Here is a 17,005-nt window from a genome sequence, read left to right as displayed (position 1 = left end):
TCCTGATGAGAAGAATAAGAAGAACCATTGTCAGTATGTTGATTGTCTCTCTCCTCTTCCTCCTCTCGGCATGCCAAAATAGAATAGACCCGCTGAAGGAGGATGAGGAGGAGCTTTCAGGAAAGCTGCGGATTGCGATAGGCCAGCCATTTGCATCTGGGCGTGTGCATCCTCTTGACTCATCCGTAAAAGGACCGATTTACGATAAATTGAAGGCTTTTGAAAATCAGCATCCTGACCTCGAGATCGAGCTGATTGATATTAGCTTCACAACAGGAGAGCCTTCTACGATTCCTCAAGACCCATTACCCGACCTTATGGAGGTGGCGCCGTATCAGATTCGTTGGGTTGCCAACGGGAACGACTTCGAGGATCTTGATCCTTTTGTCCAGATATCAAGGTGGAAGGATGGGTTTGCAAAGCTGGTTGACGGGACGAGGTTGAATGGAGTCGCCTACATGCTTCCCATCAAAAGCGAGCCTATGATTATGTATTATGATGCAAAGGTATTTGGCGAGCTGTATATAACAGCGCCTACAGAAGAGTGGACATGGGACGATTTCATCATGGCGTCGCAGCAGTTGAAAGCGGAAGGTTATGTTGTGAATATCCCTGATAAATTCGATGCTATCGAGCCTATCATTAAGGGTCTTGGAGGTACTTATACATCGGAGGACGGCATGCAGTTTATCAACTATTTGGATAACGATTCGACGATAGCCGCTTTTGATCAATATAGCTCCGATATGCGGCTTCATACCTCAGGCGAGGCAAACAAGGCCGGACATAAAGCGCTTGGAATGGGAAGGCCCTCCGATTTATATTCCTTGCTGGATGAAAACACCAATCTTCGAATCGCCCGCATGCCGATTTTCCCAGATGGAAATCGGCATAATACGGCGCTGACGACAGGACTCGCAATTGCGGCCAACTCGCCGAACAAAACAGCGGCAATGGAGCTGCTGAAGACGCTGACCAGCGAGGGTGAAGAGGAGACTGTGCGCTTTGCCAATTTTAACGCGCTGGCGATGAAAAACGACAAGTTTAGCACCAAGCCGCTGGCGCAGCAGGATGAGCTGCTAACCGTTATGAAGCTGGAATCAGAGATTTCCGCGCCTGCAACGTTCCAATTGAATCCAGGGATGATTAATCACTATGGCATTCTTAACGAACGGTCTGAAGAGTTCGCAAACCTATTGCCGACGTTGTTCCAGCAAGATTCCCCCGAGACTGCGCTTAAGCAGCTTGCAGGCATGGTAGAAACGCTGTTTTCTACTCAAAGAGGGATGTGGTAATAATATCTGACTATTTTTATCGGAAAAGAATTATTAATAAAGAAGGAAATGCGGCCCGGGATAGCGAATGACAGATGTAAGTCATCTAAAATTCATTCCAGTTCCTTAAGGAGGCAGCAATTATGGCAGTAGAGGGCGGACGTTATATTGCAGTAGAGCCAGGGGTTGAGCTGTTTATTCAAGATGTAGGGCAAGGAGAGCCCCTTGTATTGATCCCCGGATGGACGTTTACAACGGAGGTTTTTGCGAAGCAGGTAGAGTTTTTCAAGCAGACAAATCGCGTTATCGTGATTGATCCCCGCAGCCAGGGCCGTTCTTCCGTGACCCTTCATGGAAACAATTATAGTACGCACGGCTCCGACCTGGCGAAGGTGCTGGATGCGCTTGAGCTGGGCAAAGTAACATTGGCGGCATGGTCGTTTGGAGCGCTCACCGCTTGGGAATATATTCGACAGCATGGGACCGATCGGGTGAAGTCGCTGATCACCATCGATTTGTCGCCAAAGCCGCTATCCCTCAATCATGAAACGGACTGGGTGGAAGGACCGCTTGACGATATTGCCGGAGCGTATCTCTTTGCTACGCAGGATGCCGAAAAACAGCGCGAATTTGTAAAGGAATACGTAACCGGCGTCATGTTCCAGGGCGAGGTCCCGGCCGACGAGTTAACCTGGCTCATCGAGCAATCCGCTCGCACGCCACATTATATTGCTTCCAACCTGTTTGCGGCAGGCATGTTCTCCGATTATCGGGCGGAAGCCAAGCTAGCCAGCGAATCCATCCCTACGCTCACTATCATATCGGAGCATTGGGCTGAAACCGCCGCTGCATTTACCAAAAGTTTAACGCCAAAAACCAAAGTGGAAGTGCTTGGCGGACATTTGTCGTTCTGGGAGCATCCAGAGAAATTTAATGAAATTGTGACCCGCTTCCTTGGCGGAAGCAAAGGCGAGGCCGAGGTTGCTGCCAGCTCTGAAGGCTAGGGTCTAGACCGCACAGGCGAAATAAACCATTTTACCGAAGAAATAGTCGGCCTAGAAAAGGCAAGGAGAGGAGTCGTGAGAGCGGCCCCTCTACTTGTTTTGTCTTTTTTTTACACCCAAAATCATTGCCTATGGTCAATAAAATCACATGATCTTTAAAATTCGGACGCTGCCACTATCAGAATATGCGGGTCATCTGTCCGAAAGGTTCCAATAACGGCCATAGGGGGCCGTAATCTCCTGCTCCCCTTTGTGCATTCTGTTCGGTCACCAGCTTTTATTCTTCACAAATCACTTGTAAGTCCCTGATCCCAACCCATTCGATATTGTTTCAGATCATTCTTACTCACATAAATGATTGATTGCTCATCAAAATAAAACTCGAGAACGGGCACATCCGTAATTTTTCGAAATGTCAAATTACTTAAATTCATTGCATAGATTTTTTGCCGATCCTTTCGGTTTAAAAAATATATTTCGTTATAAGTCAGTATAAAGTATTGTGTAACCATGTCATGAATGACTTCTTCTGTATCCGTTCTTGTATCATACTTAACCACTTGCGACTTCTCATCGATGTAATAGATTGTTTGGCCGTCGAATGCGAGATGTCTTAGTATCGAAAATCGAATAATGACGCTCATCTTCCCTGTCGATTGATGAACTCGTCGGATTTCGTTATGTCCTACAAAATAAATGTTTTCCTCATCTAGAAAAAAGCCGCTTATGCTATGAAAGAATGCCATATCCTTATTAGTATTTTTCAATAAATTTATTGAAGTCTTTGCCGTATTTAAGTTTTTTTCGAAAATGATTTTTTCGTCAAAGGTGATCGAATTTACTTCGATAATTGAGAGACGATTCATTTGCTCACGAATTTCCGACTTATCTAAGTCATACTTCATAAAGTACACATATATTCCGTTCCCGAAGACCGTCTTCTCCACTCTCGTCAAGGCAGACAAAGGGTCTCGGACAAAATTTTGCTTTTCTCCTGTTTGTTTATCCAAAAACACAATCTGAGTTTCAATCGTTTCCGATTCTTCCACATAAAAATGATAGTATTCATTTTCATAGGATTGGTTAAAGGAATAGTTGTAGATATTTCTTTCTCCGGTCCTTGTACTCGATGTGCAGGCGGATAGAAAGGATAAACTAATAACGAGCATCAAATGTAACGGCCTGAGCCTATATCTTGGTGCTATTTCGCACCATTTATTTGTATTCCTGATTAAAATAACGAGGAACATTCCGATACCAAGGCAAAGCGTGGTAACAAACAGATATAACCATAACCTGTTTGAGACTTCCTTAAACACGAATATCATTTGACCATTCATCATGTTGCGAACGTATTCATTCCCTCTAAAATAGCCCGATGAAACCATAAAGCCGAGGGGACCCGACAAAAAATATTTCGATGACTCCAGAGGCAGTCCGTAATAAGGAAGAAGAATGAGCGTGGTACAAGTAAATAGAGTAAATGCATATTTTTTAATTAGGACGGATACAAACATGATCAAAATCGCAAAACATACACTCCCAAAAATCTTACTGGCAGTTAACCACAAAAAAGTTTCAAACAAAGTGCTACTCTTATTTGACGTTGCAAAATAGGGTAGGCTTTGCAGTGGATAGTTCCCATTCTCCAACCCGTATTTAAGCCAATAGAATCCATATTTTGATCCAGCATTGAGTAAACAGAGCATAACAATGGTTATACAAGTCAAGCCTACTTTACAAACAGCCTGATTTCTGGCCCCCTTTTTTACAGTAAGGTTCAGTGAAGTCATCTTGCTATCAAATTCAAAACAAAACACTGGTGTAACGAGGACCAGCAACAATAATATATACAAGAAGTCCAAATTATCATTTGATATCAAGCCGTCCCAGCCATTGGTATACAAAAAATATCGATGCTCCGGTTCTTCCCGAATATATATAAATTGATCATAAATAATCTTATAGCCTATTTCATATTGCAAAATTTCCCCGAGTGGAGTTGAAATCGAAATATATTCCGATTCATTAATATTCCCATCGTAATAATCATCACTCGCTTCTTTTAGTTTGACCTTGGCTTCGGAAATCTTTGCAGATTCATTCGCAAAGAACTGTTGCGTTTCCTCAGAATATGCGCCTTTTACTTGATTAAGATAAGACGCATATTGCGAAGCATTCAATTCTATATCTGGGTTCGCTGGTTTATCGAATAGGACCATAGACGAAATGCTGAAGATAAAAAACAGACCAATATAGAGCAATCCCTTTTGATATAAGAGCATTTTTTTCAATTCACAGATCCATAATGGCATGCCTTTTTGCCCCTTTACTCAAACCATTCTTCTTTACGAACACAGTTATGCCGAGAGTAAGCAGCAATCCCCATGCAACCGCTAGTAAAATCGCAGCCATATAGTGAATCATTGGATATCCAAATAAATCAACAAACTCCATTTTGCGAAACAATTCCCGATTCACGACAAGTACAAACGGATTAATAATTTTTAGCAATGTGCGTCCTGACCCCATATACACTTCATTCATAAAAATTAGGCTAATCATAAAAGATAAGCTTACAATAAAAGCAACTAAAGCATTTTTAAAAAAACAGGATACTAGTAAAAACAGCAAGCTAAACACGAATATCCCAAATGTTTTAATTAGGCCGGATAGAAGCGCATATTGACTTAAGCTAACATTGATCGAGGAATTCACAAAATCCTCAAGCGCGTATAACGGAGTAGAAGCAGATTCAAAAGACCCGAATAGCAAGGAAAAAGCAACAAAATCAACGATCCAGAACCACGAGCAGAGCATGTAGACAAATACGGCAGAGGCTATGAGTTTAGCAAAAACCGTCTTGTTATTTCCTGATTTCGTTGTTAATAGCAACATTTCCATATCTGTTTCTTTTTCGGATATAAAAACATGCATTAAGCTGTATAAACAAATCAATAACACCAAAAACGCAGAAAAATCGTACTGAACATAGTAATGATACATTTCCTTATAAGAGAAAATAGTTATCGATCTTTCTTGAAATCGCTCTTTAATAACAGCATTCTTCTTGTATTCATAGGTATTTCCAATCGATTCAAAGAAATCCATATTGCTCTCTGCCGCGGATACGACTTGATTAGCATATATTTTATAATCGTAAGCATATTTCATAGGATTCACATAATTCCACATGAAAAAGTTGCGATCCATGTATATGTTCCCACCGGTATAGGAGTCCGGGTTATGGTCTGAACTTGCGGTACGATCGGCTGTTTGATTTTCAAGCGGGCGATAAATGGCCATCAACTTCTCGATTTTTTCGTTAGTAATCGGGCCTCCGAATTCCTCATATAGATTCCAATAAAGTCCCTTCCAAGTCGGGGTGGTATTGCTGCTCGAAAACAAAGAATTCGCATTCTGAATGCTGTGTATTTTAGCTATGCTCAATATGGAGAAGAGCAGCACAGCCACAATTATTGACGGTTTAAGAAAGTGTTTTTGAAATTCAAAAACAATTAACTTAATCACTGTTCTCCTCCTCAGAAATAATACAAAAATACATCTTCTAAGTTCGCTTGTACATTAACAGCGTGCGCATCAGGTTTTTCTTCATGAATGACTCTTATATGAATCTTGCCATGATCCCGCATCATATTGCTTATTTTATACTGCTGTAACGTTTCAACCATTTTTTCATTTGTAGCGGTGACCATCCACACCTTCTCTTTCAAACCATCAATGAGAACTTGGGGCGAGCCCTGTTTCATGAGCCTCCCTTCTTTTAGCAAAAGGACCTGGTTTGCAATATATTCAATATCAGAAACAATATGTGTGGCTAATAATACGATACGATTTTCAGAAAATTGGGCTATTAGATTACGAAAACGGATTCGTTCTTGCGGATCAAGTCCGGCTGTCGGTTCATCCAAAATAAGGATGTTTGGATCATTGAGCATTGCTTGTACGATGCCGACGCGCTGGCGCATTCCTCCCGATAGCGCACCAATCTTTTTGTTGCATGCATCGCTTAAATTGACAACTTCCAATAATTCTTTCGCCCTTTTTTCTCCTTGTTTTTTGGGTATATCCTTAAGGACGCACATATATCTTAAAAAATCTATCACTTCAAAATTTTTATAGAATTGCGGGTATTGGGGTAAGTAACCAATGTGGGATAAAAAATGTTTTCCCATACTCTTGGTATCCTTATCATTTATATAGACATGTCCATTATCGCTTTTCAAAATGCCGACAAAGATATTAATTAATGTTGTTTTCCCCGCGCCGTTCGCCCCCAAAATTCCACAAACGCCGTTTTCTAGTTTTGCAGAAAAATCTTTTAATGCATACTTCCCTTTATATTGCTTTGAAATATTGCTAAACATTACTTTCACAATCAGTTTCCTCTCTCTTCGTGAAGTTTATAAAATGATTCCTGTCATTTATAAAGCAAGAGAGAGGGCGTTTTGCTCAACAGGATAGCATCATTCGGAAAATCGTCCGCATTCAGTGGGACAGAAACAACATAAAACGTACTGAAATCCTTCAAGTTATCTAGTTTGATTTCTGCTTTGACTACAGACACATTTCCTTCAGTTATTGCGGTTTCAAAGGAAGAACTATCACTATGGGTCAATGCATTATGGTTTATATATAACGTATTTTTATACTGGACACCAGGATGGCCAAACATTTTAAAAGTTACATGGAGAACTCCATTTTTGTTCACCTGAAAATTTTGATATCTTACTTCATTATCCACAAGCAGCTCAGTAAATACATTTTTCCCTAAAGCAGTTGTATCCAGCCCCTTTGAGGAACTATACTTCTCCAATAACTCATTCGTGACCGGCTCTGTAGATATCTCTACCTTGCTTATAACTTCTTGTTGTACGATCGATGTAAAATCGGTTTCCTCTGCATCTTGATTAAAGATCAACGATATTCCGGATTCTAAGGTCTCATGGTAACCGCCATACGAGCTTGATTCTTTCATATCCGGTCTAAAGCCTGGATTGTAAATACTTGAAACGCTTACGTGCAATGTCTCTCCTTTTTTTCCCGCTACAGGAGTAAACACGAATGTAAAAGGCATTTCTTTATCATCCTCTATTAATTCAAAGATATGCATATATTCATAGGGAGCGTCGGTTGTATTTAATTTGTACGGCTGCGGGATTCCGTCAACAAAAATAAAGAAACCAACATTCTTTGCTTTTCCTGAAGCAGTGACAGAATAATCGACGCTTAATTCTCCGCCGTTATACTGTAAAGGCTGTACCTGTCCTTTTTCATTAAAATGAACATTCTTAAAACTATGGCTCATGGTGCCCATTACTACGGTATTCTTTTCATCTGTTTTAAATGGGCTATGATCATCAGTATCTGTTGCAATATCGATAGAATCATCTACATTAATAGAATGATTCGTAACGGAGCAACCTGCCGCCAATGCAACTACGACTATAAACGCAAGTATTTTATGAACCCAAAATTTCCCCACTCTGCTATCCCCTTTTTTTAGAATAAACAAAACAATTTATACCCAAACAGAAAGAGCCAGTGCAAAGCCCTATCTGTTGGGTATAGATGTGTTTAAGCACTAGTATTGGTATAACTTTTGCTCCGTTTTAAAGGACTGTGAAAGTAAAAGCTGCAGCTGATTGATGAGTGTTCCCGCCTTGTACGCCATGCGTCCCAAACGCTTGGTGGGGTAAAGAACCATAAAACGTCCAAAATTCAAATAGTTTTTTCTCCCCTCTTTTACTAGGCTCAAAAGTTACAGTACCTGTGGTTTGTCCCAGTTTGTTTTGCCATTCAACTTTTCCTGTTAAATACGCATTGTCATTGTTTTTTTCTACGGTGGTAGTAAGATAAAAGTCCCCAAGACTATAGTTCATTGATATAGCTCCAATAAGTTTTCCATAGCCAGTTGTATTTTCGGTGGAGGAAGCTGCAAATGCGCCTGTAGATACCATTGAAACAGAAAGGGCCGCAACGACTAAAGAACTAAAGAGTTTCTTACCAAACTTCATTTTCACAAAAACCACTCCTTCAATAATTTGTTTTGAGTTTAAGAATAGTACCTAGCATTCTCACCACCTCTTTCTAGTATCCTCAAACTCATTTCCAAATATATATCAAATAGAACATTTTAAAAATAAATATGACATAAATTTTCCATAAAAACTTTTTTGTGAATCCGTTAATGTTACTACTTATATTACTTGTATAAGATTAAGAAAACCTTATTATAGGACAAAAATTTTTTTTTGGATTTTATTGAAACTAAAACCTCAATTTATACGTTTAGTCTTTTATAAACATAAATAAGATAAGAGAGGTAATATTTATGAAACAAAATAGAAAGAGAACTAAAACGATAGGGAAAAAGAAGAAGATAATTATACGCTTAATAATTGTCTTAATGAGTGTTATAGCACTCTCAACAGCCGTGTTTATTTATCAACTAAAATCGAACCTTGATAACATGATTTTACCGGGCACAAATATTGCCACAGAACATCAATCAGGAGATGACAGCGAAATTGATCAAAATCATTTAGATGCAAATGAAGATTTCTATGCTTTGGTGATTGGCTTGGATTATCGCGGAAACCATAACGCTCTTCTGACTGATACACTGATGGTGTTGCATGTTATCCCTAAAGAATCAGTCGTTAACATGCTTTCGGTACCTAGGGATCTACTGGTCGAAAATAGACGGGGAAACACAGTAAAAATTAACTCCTTATTTAGTGAAGGGTATTCACTCTATCGACAAAAGACTAAGGAAGATCCTTCGATCTTAACGGGAGATAACGTTCAATTGGGATCAATAAAACTTGATAAAGCCATACTTAGCGGTTCAATGTCCACCACTCGAAATAAAATTGAGGAAATATTGGAGATTGATATCGATTACATGGTTTTAGCCAATTTCAGTACTGTAACATCTTTGGTCGATGAAGTTGGAGGAATAGAAATTGATGTTAAAAGATCTATGAAATACAGAGCAACGAATCTCTATTTAGAGCCAGGGTTGCAAGTATTAAACGGAGAGAATGCCTTAGGATACGCTCGTTTCAGAGAGGACGACCGCGGAAATCGATATTACGCCAGCGATTTTGAACGCGGACAGCACCAACAGGAAGTCGTAAAAGCGTTGGCTGAAAAGATTCTATCCTGGGGAAATATCACAAAAGCCCATAAACTGCTAGATATCGTTTCTGACAACGTGAAGACAGATATTAATTACACGGATATGTACATGATGATTACGAAATACTATGACAAATTTAAGGGCGATTCCTTTAAATCGCTTTCATTTCCAGAGTACTATTCTCCAGAGGGGGATGTTATCCTTAATGAAGTAGCATTAGAAAAATTAAAAGTTGATTTTCACGCTTTAGAGAATATAGAAGTGATTGAATCGGAAGTAGATACTGACTGATTAGGACGTCGACATAAATTGATTTACAATGGTAGTGGATTTTATGAAAATGGAGGTAAGCATGAATATACTATTACTCTCTCAATGTTTGACCTCATCATGTAATTTATTATCAGAATTATTACATAGAAAGAATCATGTTATCACAATAACAGATAAAAGTTGTTTACAACATATCTCCACAGAATTAATCGACCTAATCTTGTTGTACTATCCCAAATTTGGAGAAAAGGAACTAGAAATGAGCTTATCAATCCGTGAACAGTGTAAGGCACCAATTCATATTATTAATAAGTACTGCGATAACGTAAATGTATCTATTTTAATTCAAAAGAATATTACAATAAATCTTGATCCAATCGCCTACCTTATGCAATTTCTTCCACTGCAAAAATCTAAAGCAGAAGAAGAGGTCATCCATTTTCAATTAGATCCTCCTAATAGAATTGTAATTATTAATAATAGAGAAATCGAATTAAGCCCTAGAGAATGTGAAGTTTTACAGTTTTTGTATGATTTTAAAGGGGGAATCGTTAAACGAGAAGATCTGATTAATTCGATTTGGGGAGGGATTTGCTCTGATGCCAACGTTTATATCACTATTCAGAAATTACGTGAAAAGATCGAAGATAATCCACAAAAGCCAGAGTACATTGTAACAAAAAAAGGCGGGGGGTATTTACTGTCAATTTAAAGACTGTAGGGCTCTTTTATACAATGAGGCTAGCCAGTAGGGGAGGACAATAAAATTCGGGTAAAAACCATGATTAAGTTGGTTCGTAGTATCCTGAAAAGAATATCATGAATCTATTAATTTCCTATTTGTAAAAGAGGATGCCTAGCAGTTGAAATCAACATGCCGGCATCCTTATGTGTTACAACAGATTTACTTTGTAAAAATACCAAACGGCTTGCCCACCGGCAAAAAGACGCGGCCGAAGTGAGCGTTAAGCACTGATGCGCCGGAGCCGTAGAGGCTGAGGAGCGCAATACACAATTCCGAAACAGCGGCAACGTTATGCATGTAATGCTCCGCAATGCCGAAATTGCTGAGGGTCAGTCCCAGGAACAAAAAGTCGATACATACAAAAATGAGAAACAAAACTTTATGTGTCTCCATTGCGCCAATTGTCATAAACAGGGTGAAAATCAGGTATCCTGCAAAAGCAAAGCCCAGCTGGTGCGTATCTGCGCCTGCCTCCAGCGATTCACCAAAAACGCCGTGCTGAATCAGCCAGGAAGCCGCAACGCCAAACCAGAAAAAGGCGTATGCGCCAAAGGCCGTTGTGCCAAAGGTATTTCCCTTCTTGGCATCGTGGATGCAAGCGAACAATTGAGCAAATGCGCCCAGAAAAATCGCCCAAGGAATAACAAATGCCGTTCCTTCTGTCCAGCCAAGCTTCTGCGACGAAGCGACGAGCGTTACAATCGCCAGGCCAAACAAACCAATTGCGCTAGGGTCTGCTGTTGAAATCTTCATATACTGCGGTTCTGTCTTCACGTTACTCCAAACACTCCCTCTAGGTGTATCCTGCTGCTTGAAACGCCGCTATAAGCACGTCTTAATAGTCTGCTTTGAGCAAACGTCGGCTCCTATCGTATCACGGTTGAAGGGGGAGATGTTTGTCCATTTCATGAATTTTTACAGCCTTTTATATAACAAATAACCTTTTCCAAGCATTGCTTTGTCATACATAACCATGCCTCTGTATTCACATAACCATACCTCTGTATTCATTAATGATGTTTTGTCCCTCGCAGCTCCATAATCCTCAACACAACATCATCCAGCTTGTCCTTGATCAATATTTTCTCCGAATAAGCCTTCGGTATTCCGTTGTAGCCATAGTGAATACCGGCCAAGCCGCCTGCAATTGCCGCAATGGTATCAGAGTCGCCGCCTTGATTCGCCGCTCTCTGCACAACCTCTTCATAGGATTCCGAGGTTAACAGAAGATGCAGCACCCATCTCGTTGTATGCACTATGTAACCGCTTGGCTCGCAGCCTGGCTCTCCGTTCAGCAGAAACTCATATTCCGTGCCTGTAATTTCTCGCTGTATCGCATCTCGAAGCGCTACATTTTCATTCAGTATAGCAAAAGCAATCCGATTATACATCAGGCAATCGCGGTCGCAGCGCTGGTCATAATGCGTCATGCGGGACTGTATCACCGTTACTTTAGCCATTTCTTCCGGCTCCGTATAACACAACGCAACCGGAAGACAGCGCATCAAGGAGCCGTTGCCCGCGCTTTGCCCCATCGACATATGGGCGATATACGCCGCTTCAAACCAGTGGCCGTCATAGCCGCCCAGCACATGGCGAATAATATTTCCGATATCCTTGGGATCGGACTTGTACCAGGCCAAAAACCGCTCTCCGATTGCTTCCATGGGAGAGTCCGAGGAGTCCAAAATCCCTTCCGCCACGCACAACGTCATCATTGTATCGTCCGTGACTTCTCCCGGCTCCAGCCTCCAAACGCCGCCGCCAATAATGTCCGTCAAATATCCATAAGCAGCGGAAACCTCGCCGGCGCTCATAAATTCCGTCGTGCCCCCAAGCGCGTCTCCTACCGCGACCCCATATAAAGCGCCTTTTATTTGGTCCAGCTTTATTTTGTCCAGCATCATGTGAACCTCCTCCGTTCTATTCGGCCTTCCGCCGCCTGCCTCCACTACAGCGAGCTCATCTATCCCAATGGCAGACAATCCAACATGCCCATTTTGCACCGTATACGCAAATCGCCGTTTGCGTTAATTCCGTCTTAACAAAACCTCTATATACTGATGCTTATCCACACTATAATGACAAAGGAAAGGAAAACGCACAATGGGAATTCATACTTATTTTCAGTCGCTTAACGATCTGGAACGGATCATTCGCTGCCCCGGCAAATTCAAATTCGAGGAGCACAGCGTGTCGGCCCACTCCTGGAAGGTCGTGCAATATGCCAAGACGCTGGCGGATATCGAGGAGCAGCACGGCGTCACCGTAGATTGGAAAAAGCTTTATGAAATTACGAGCAGCCATGATTATGGCGAAATTTTTATCGGGGACATCAAAACGCCCGTCAAGCATTATTCACTGGAGCTGCGCTCCATGCTGCAAAAGGTCGAAGAGGGCATGGTGGAGCATTTTATCGAGGAGCATATTCCCGAGGAGCTGCAGCCGATCTTTCGCAGACAGCTGCGCGAGGGAAAGGATGATTCCATTGAAGGCTTGATTCTTGAAGTCGCGGACAAAATGGACCAGGTTTATGAAGCGTTCGCCGAGCTGCGCCGAGGCAACACGGAAAAAGAGTTTATTACGATGTACCGCGAAGCGCTTATTAAAATCAAAAAAATCCGGTTGCATTGCGTCGATTATTTCCTAAACAACATCCTGCCCGACATCGTAATCGAAGGCGCTCAAAGCCCCATCGATATCCGCAAAATTACCAATGAAGCGTTGGCGCTGTAGCTAAACGCTTCGTTTTGCGTTATTCCCCCATTCACTTCATTTCGCTCCATTTCCCTCTTACATCAGAACACCCCAGGATGAATATCCTAGCGAGCCAGCATAATGCTGTTAAATGCAGAGCGTGTATGCAAACGCGCTTACGCTTAGAGCAGCTAACACAGCCCTTTTTGCTCCCTGCGCAGTTTACATACACACCCTGATTGAAATTAAGCTGAATTGGTTTGGCTATTGTAGAGCTCGTTATAAAATCCTCCTTGCTCCAGCAATTCCTCATGTGTCCCCTGCTCACGGATTTCTCCGTCCACAATACACAATATTTGATCCGCCTCACGAATGGTACTGAGCCGATGAGCGATAATGAAGCTGGTCCGCCCCTTCATCAGCTCACGCATTGCTGCTTGAATCTGCATTTCGGTTACCGTATCAATGCTGCTTGTCGCTTCATCAAGAATAAGAATAGAAGGATTGGCAAGAATAGCGCGTGCGATTGTAAGCAGCTGGCGCTGTCCATGACTCAGATTGGTTCCGCCTGCGCTTAATACCGTATCATAGCCGTTCTGAAGCTTGCTGATGAAGGAATGGGCATTAGCCAGCTTTGCTGCCTGCTCGACCTCTGCATCAGTAGCGTCGGCGCGGCCATACCTCAGATTCTCCCTGATGGTATCCGAAAAGACGTAAGCGTCCTGCAAAACAATGCCGAGCTGACGGCGCACGCTATTGCGATCCAGCTCCCGCAAATCAAAACCATCAATCGTTATTTTCCCTTGCTCGATATCGTAGAATCGGGTCAACAGATTAATAATCGTTGTTTTGCCGGCACCGGTTGGCCCAACCAAAGCAAAGGTTTGGCCTGGTTTCGCTTCCAGCGATACATCCTTCAATATCGGCTGGTCTTTGCGATAGCCGAACGTTACCCCGTGAAAGCGGACATGACCCGAGCATTCCGTAAGCGGCTTCCTTCCATCTCCTTCATATTCCGTTTCGGTATCTATAATCTCGAATACGCGCTCCGCGCTGGCGACAGCGGACTGCAGCAGGTTGAACTGGTTGGCCAGCTCGTTTAGAGGCCGCTGAAATTGCTTGGAATAGTTGAGAAAGCTGACGATAACGCCAACCGTCGTGAAACCGTTAAAAGCCATCCATCCGCCAATGGCTGCAATCAGGGCAAAGCTAAGGTTGTTGAACACATTCATAAACGGGCCGGTAACGCCGGAATAGATTTGAGCCTTGATGCTTGTATCCGTCAAACGTTTGTTCATGACGTCGAACTCTTCCGTCGAACGCTTCTCCCTGCGGTAAACGCGAATGACCTTTTGACCGGATACCGTCTCTTCGATAAACCCGTTCAGTTCTCCCAAATGCTGCTGCTGGCTAGAAAAAAAACGACGGGTGAAGCCTGCTACCTTTTTGGTGAACAGCAAGACAAGCGGGATCGTAACCATGCTGAGCAGCGTCAGCCATACGTTAAGCGACAGCATAATTGCCAATGAGCCTATCAGCATAATGACGCTGGACAGCAGCTGCGTCACGCTTTGATTCAGCGTACCGGATACGTTTTCTACATCGTTTGTTGTCCGGCTCATAAGCTCCCCGTTTGTTTTGCTGTCAAAAAAACGAATAGGCAGCATTTGAAGCCGGGCAAACAAATCGCTCCGCATCTCCTTTACCGTAAGCTGAGATACGCTGACAACCAGTCGTTGCTGGAGCCAGGTCAGCACTGCGCTCCCGGCATAAGCAATAAACAATAACATGCAAACGGTCAAAAGCCCCCTGTGACTTCCGCTCGTCATGAATTTATCAATGGCAACCCCGATCAAATAAGGCGCGGCCAGCGTGAGCAGAGAGGCGCCCGCCGTTGCCAGCAAAACGTTGATCAGCTTCCCGCGAAAGCGGAGCAGGTATTGCCCGATGCGCCTTAACGTCAAGCCGATATTTTTTGGCTTCTCTTTCTTTGTAGGCGCAGGCTGCGGGCCGCCTCTCATGCCCATGCCGACATTAGGCATTGCGGATGGCGCGGCTGTTCCGCCGCTTGCTGCCGCTTTAGACGATCCCATGGGCTGCTCCCTCCTTGCCTGCTTGAGATTGGTAAATTTGCTGGTATAACGGCGAGGAACGAAGCAGCTCATCATGGGTTCCGGCGGCTTCTATTTTGCCGTCCTCCAGCACCAGAATTTGATCCGCATCCCTGACGGAATGAATCCTTTGCGCGATGATGATGCTTGTGCAATCCAGCATGAGCTCCCGCAATGAGGCTTGAATGCGGGCTTCCGTCTTGGCGTCAACGGCGCTGGTGCTGTCATCCATAACAAGCACGGCAGGCTTTAGCAACAGCGCGCGGGCAATAGATAAACGCTGCTTCTGCCCGCCAGACAAATTAATGCCGCGTTGCCCAAGCCGCGTATTGTACCCTTCCGGCAGCTTCACGATAAAATCATGGGCGGCGGCAGCCTTGGCAGCGGCGATGATTTCCGCCTCCGTTGCATCGGCTTTCCCAAACGTAATATTTTCGGAAATGGTGCCGCTAAATAAAATGGCTTCCTGAAGCACAATCCCGACATGACCGCGCAGGGTATGCAGGTCCATATTGCGAATGTCGATCCCATCCAAAGTCACGCGTCCCTTGGCCGGTTCGTACAACCGCGAAATCAAATGGACGAGAGTAGACTTTCCGGCTCCGGTAGCTCCAATGATGGCGAGCTTTTGCCCAGGCTTCGCTGTAAAATGAATATCCTTCAATACATTGGCCGAATCTGCCGCATTCTCCGCATATGCAAAGGAAACATGATCAAAGGTTATCTCGCCTTTTACATCACGGCTTCGCAAAACCGGCTTAGCACTGTTCATTTCGTTGTATGACTCATGATGGTTCAGCTCCAGCACTTCCTGCACGCGCTCAGCGGAAACCTTTGCGGTAGAAAAACGAACAAGCATCATACCAATCATCGACAGGGAAAACATAACCTGCGTAACATAATTAATAAAAGCAATCAATTCCCCAACGGGCAACCTTCCATTTTGCACATCCAGCCCCCCGTACCACAAAACGGCCACGATAGCGGCATTCAGAATAAAAGTAAGAATCGGCATATTGAGCGCCACAAATTGCAAAGCCTTCAAGGACGACTCCGTAAAGCTCCCGTTTGCCCTTCCAAAGCGGCTGTTCTCGTAAGCAGAACGTACAAAAGCTTTGACGACCCGGATACCCGCAAAATTTTCCTGCAGCACCGTATTCACATCATCCAGCTTGGCTTGCATAATCGAAAATAAAGGCAGTGTTCTTCTGATCAGCCAAAACATGATGACAAACAGTATGGGGACGACTATTGCCAGCACCAGCGCCAGCTTCGGGCTGATCGTAATGGTCATGACGATACTGCCGATCGCAAGCATAGGAGAACGTACAAATATGCGCAGCAGCATTTGCACCATCGTCTGCAGCTGGACAATGTCGCTTGTTAAGCGGGTAATCAGAGAACCGGTCTTCAGCTCATCCAGCTGCCGAAAGGACAAGCTCTGCACTTTGCGGAATAAATCGCCGCGCAAATCCGCGCCGAATTTTTGCGAGGCAATACTGGAATAGACCGAACACCCCACGCCTCCAACAAGGCCGATAAGCGCCGTGCCAAGCATCCATAATCCCGTCGTTTGGATATGTGCCAAATCCCGGTTCATAATACCTTGATCCACAATGCTGGCCATCAGCTTCGGCTGAAGCAGGTCCATGCATACCTCCAGAATCATAAGCAGAGGGGCCAGCGCAACAGCAACCCAATGCGGTTTTAAATAACGAGCAAGTTTTAGCATCTGC

General features: G+C 43.3%; 14 protein-coding genes. 5 read left to right on the top strand and 9 right to left on the bottom strand.

From position 1 onward, the window contains the following. Nucleotides 1–5: 5 nt before the first annotated feature. Both A7K91_RS24215 and A7K91_RS24210 read left to right on the top strand, forming a co-directional pair. Nucleotides 6–1,295, top strand: a complete 1,290-nt coding sequence (locus A7K91_RS24215; protein ID WP_068687069.1) for an extracellular solute-binding protein — start codon at nt 6–8, stop codon at nt 1,293–1,295. 122 nt (nt 1,296–1,417) lie between these two features. Further along, nucleotides 1,418–2,278 (top strand): alpha/beta fold hydrolase, encoded by an 861-nt coding sequence (locus A7K91_RS24210; RefSeq protein ID WP_068687068.1) that lies wholly within the window; start codon nt 1,418–1,420, stop codon nt 2,276–2,278. A gap of 284 nt (nt 2,279–2,562) precedes the next feature. Here A7K91_RS24210 and A7K91_RS24205 read toward each other — a convergent pair whose 3' ends face one another. The 5 genes from A7K91_RS24205 to A7K91_RS24185 form a co-directional block, all read right to left on the bottom strand. Next, a complete protein-coding gene (locus A7K91_RS24205; RefSeq protein WP_068687067.1) occupies nt 2,563–4,593 on the bottom strand; it encodes a DUF5050 domain-containing protein in 2,031 nt (676 codons plus the stop codon). Then, entirely contained in the window at nt 4,574–5,809 is a 1,236-nt protein-coding gene (locus A7K91_RS24200) for a hypothetical protein (protein WP_068687066.1), read from the bottom strand. Before A7K91_RS24200 ends, A7K91_RS24205 begins: the two co-directional genes overlap by 20 nt. A gap of 11 nt (nt 5,810–5,820) precedes the next feature. Beyond that, nucleotides 5,821–6,666 carry an ABC transporter ATP-binding protein gene (locus A7K91_RS24195; protein ID WP_245697829.1) on the bottom strand — a complete coding sequence of 282 codons (846 nt, stop codon included), beginning with the start codon at nt 6,664–6,666 and terminating at the stop codon, nt 5,821–5,823. 53 nt (nt 6,667–6,719) lie between these two features. Beyond that, nucleotides 6,720–7,784 carry a beta-glucanase/beta-glucan synthetase gene (locus A7K91_RS24190; RefSeq protein WP_068687064.1) on the bottom strand — a complete coding sequence of 355 codons (1,065 nt, stop codon included), beginning with the start codon at nt 7,782–7,784 and terminating at the stop codon, nt 6,720–6,722. Between the two features lie 127 nt (nt 7,785–7,911). After that, the gene (locus A7K91_RS24185; RefSeq protein ID WP_082967721.1) at nt 7,912–8,322 is read right to left on the bottom strand and encodes a hypothetical protein; all 411 of its coding nucleotides are present in this window, start codon (nt 8,320–8,322) and stop codon (nt 7,912–7,914) included. Nucleotides 8,323–8,633: 311 nt separating this feature from the next. On the opposite strand from A7K91_RS24185, the gene A7K91_RS24180 reads away from it, so the two are divergent. Together A7K91_RS24180 and A7K91_RS24175 are read left to right on the top strand one after the other, a co-directional pair. Next, nucleotides 8,634–9,734: an LCP family protein gene (locus A7K91_RS24180; RefSeq protein ID WP_068687063.1), complete on the top strand. Its 1,101-nt coding sequence runs from the start codon at nt 8,634–8,636 to the stop codon at nt 9,732–9,734. A gap of 61 nt (nt 9,735–9,795) precedes the next feature. Continuing rightward, nucleotides 9,796–10,428 (top strand): winged helix-turn-helix domain-containing protein, encoded by a 633-nt coding sequence (locus tag A7K91_RS24175; protein WP_068687062.1) that lies wholly within the window; start codon nt 9,796–9,798, stop codon nt 10,426–10,428. Nucleotides 10,429–10,620: 192 nt separating this feature from the next. Here the strand turns inward: A7K91_RS24175 and A7K91_RS24170 are convergent, their stop codons facing one another. Both A7K91_RS24170 and A7K91_RS24165 read right to left on the bottom strand, forming a co-directional pair. Beyond that, nucleotides 10,621–11,214 carry an acetate uptake transporter gene (locus tag A7K91_RS24170; protein ID WP_068687061.1) on the bottom strand — a complete coding sequence of 198 codons (594 nt, stop codon included), beginning with the start codon at nt 11,212–11,214 and terminating at the stop codon, nt 10,621–10,623. 257 nt (nt 11,215–11,471) lie between these two features. After that, a complete protein-coding gene (locus tag A7K91_RS24165) occupies nt 11,472–12,368 on the bottom strand; it encodes an ADP-ribosylglycohydrolase family protein (RefSeq protein ID WP_425415673.1) in 897 nt (298 codons plus the stop codon). 199 nt (nt 12,369–12,567) lie between these two features. Here A7K91_RS24165 and A7K91_RS24160 point away from each other — a divergent pair, with 199 nt between their 5' ends. Beyond that, complete coding sequence (locus A7K91_RS24160) at nt 12,568–13,197, top strand: HD domain-containing protein (protein WP_068687059.1); 630 nt, start codon at nt 12,568–12,570, stop codon at nt 13,195–13,197. Between the two features lie 206 nt (nt 13,198–13,403). On the opposite strand, the gene A7K91_RS24155 is transcribed toward A7K91_RS24160, so the two are convergent. Beyond that, entirely contained in the window at nt 13,404–15,251 is a 1,848-nt protein-coding gene (locus A7K91_RS24155; protein ID WP_082967719.1) for an ABC transporter ATP-binding protein, read from the bottom strand. After that, nucleotides 15,238–17,001, bottom strand: coding sequence for an ABC transporter ATP-binding protein (locus A7K91_RS24150; protein WP_068687058.1), 1,764 nt, complete (start codon nt 16,999–17,001; stop codon nt 15,238–15,240). The genes A7K91_RS24155 and A7K91_RS24150 overlap by 14 nt, the downstream gene beginning before the upstream one ends. Nucleotides 17,002–17,005 lie beyond the last annotated feature (4 nt).

The sequence above is a fragment of the Paenibacillus oryzae genome, from assembly GCF_001675045.1.
In the GTDB taxonomy this organism is placed as follows: Bacteria; Bacillota; Bacilli; order Paenibacillales; family Paenibacillaceae; genus Pristimantibacillus; species Pristimantibacillus oryzae.
This window is presented reverse-complemented; position numbering and strand designations above follow the sequence as displayed.

Bases quoted from the DNA above. Each gene is read 5' to 3' on its own strand.
- A7K91_RS24215 (WP_068687069.1), top strand. From the start codon at position 6: ATGAGAAGAATAAGAAGAACCATTGTCAGTATGTTGATTGTCTCTCTC.
- A7K91_RS24210 (WP_068687068.1), top strand. From the start codon at position 1,418: ATGGCAGTAGAGGGCGGACGTTATATTGCAGTAGAGCCAGGGGTTGAG.
- A7K91_RS24205 (WP_068687067.1), bottom strand. From the start codon at position 4,593: ATGCCATTATGGATCTGTGAATTGAAAAAAATGCTCTTATATCAAAAG.
- A7K91_RS24195 (WP_245697829.1), bottom strand. From the start codon at position 6,666: ATGTTTAGCAATATTTCAAAGCAATATAAAGGGAAGTATGCATTAAAA.
- A7K91_RS24180 (WP_068687063.1), top strand. From the start codon at position 8,634: ATGAAACAAAATAGAAAGAGAACTAAAACGATAGGGAAAAAGAAGAAG.
- A7K91_RS24175 (WP_068687062.1), top strand. From the start codon at position 9,796: ATGAATATACTATTACTCTCTCAATGTTTGACCTCATCATGTAATTTA.
- A7K91_RS24170 (WP_068687061.1), bottom strand. From the start codon at position 11,214: ATGAAGATTTCAACAGCAGACCCTAGCGCAATTGGTTTGTTTGGCCTG.
- A7K91_RS24165 (WP_425415673.1), bottom strand. From the start codon at position 12,368: ATGATGCTGGACAAAATAAAGCTGGACCAAATAAAAGGCGCTTTATAT.
- A7K91_RS24160 (WP_068687059.1), top strand. From the start codon at position 12,568: ATGGGAATTCATACTTATTTTCAGTCGCTTAACGATCTGGAACGGATC.
- A7K91_RS24155 (WP_082967719.1), bottom strand. From the start codon at position 15,251: ATGGGATCGTCTAAAGCGGCAGCAAGCGGCGGAACAGCCGCGCCATCC.
- A7K91_RS24150 (WP_068687058.1), bottom strand. From the start codon at position 17,001: ATGCTAAAACTTGCTCGTTATTTAAAACCGCATTGGGTTGCTGTTGCG.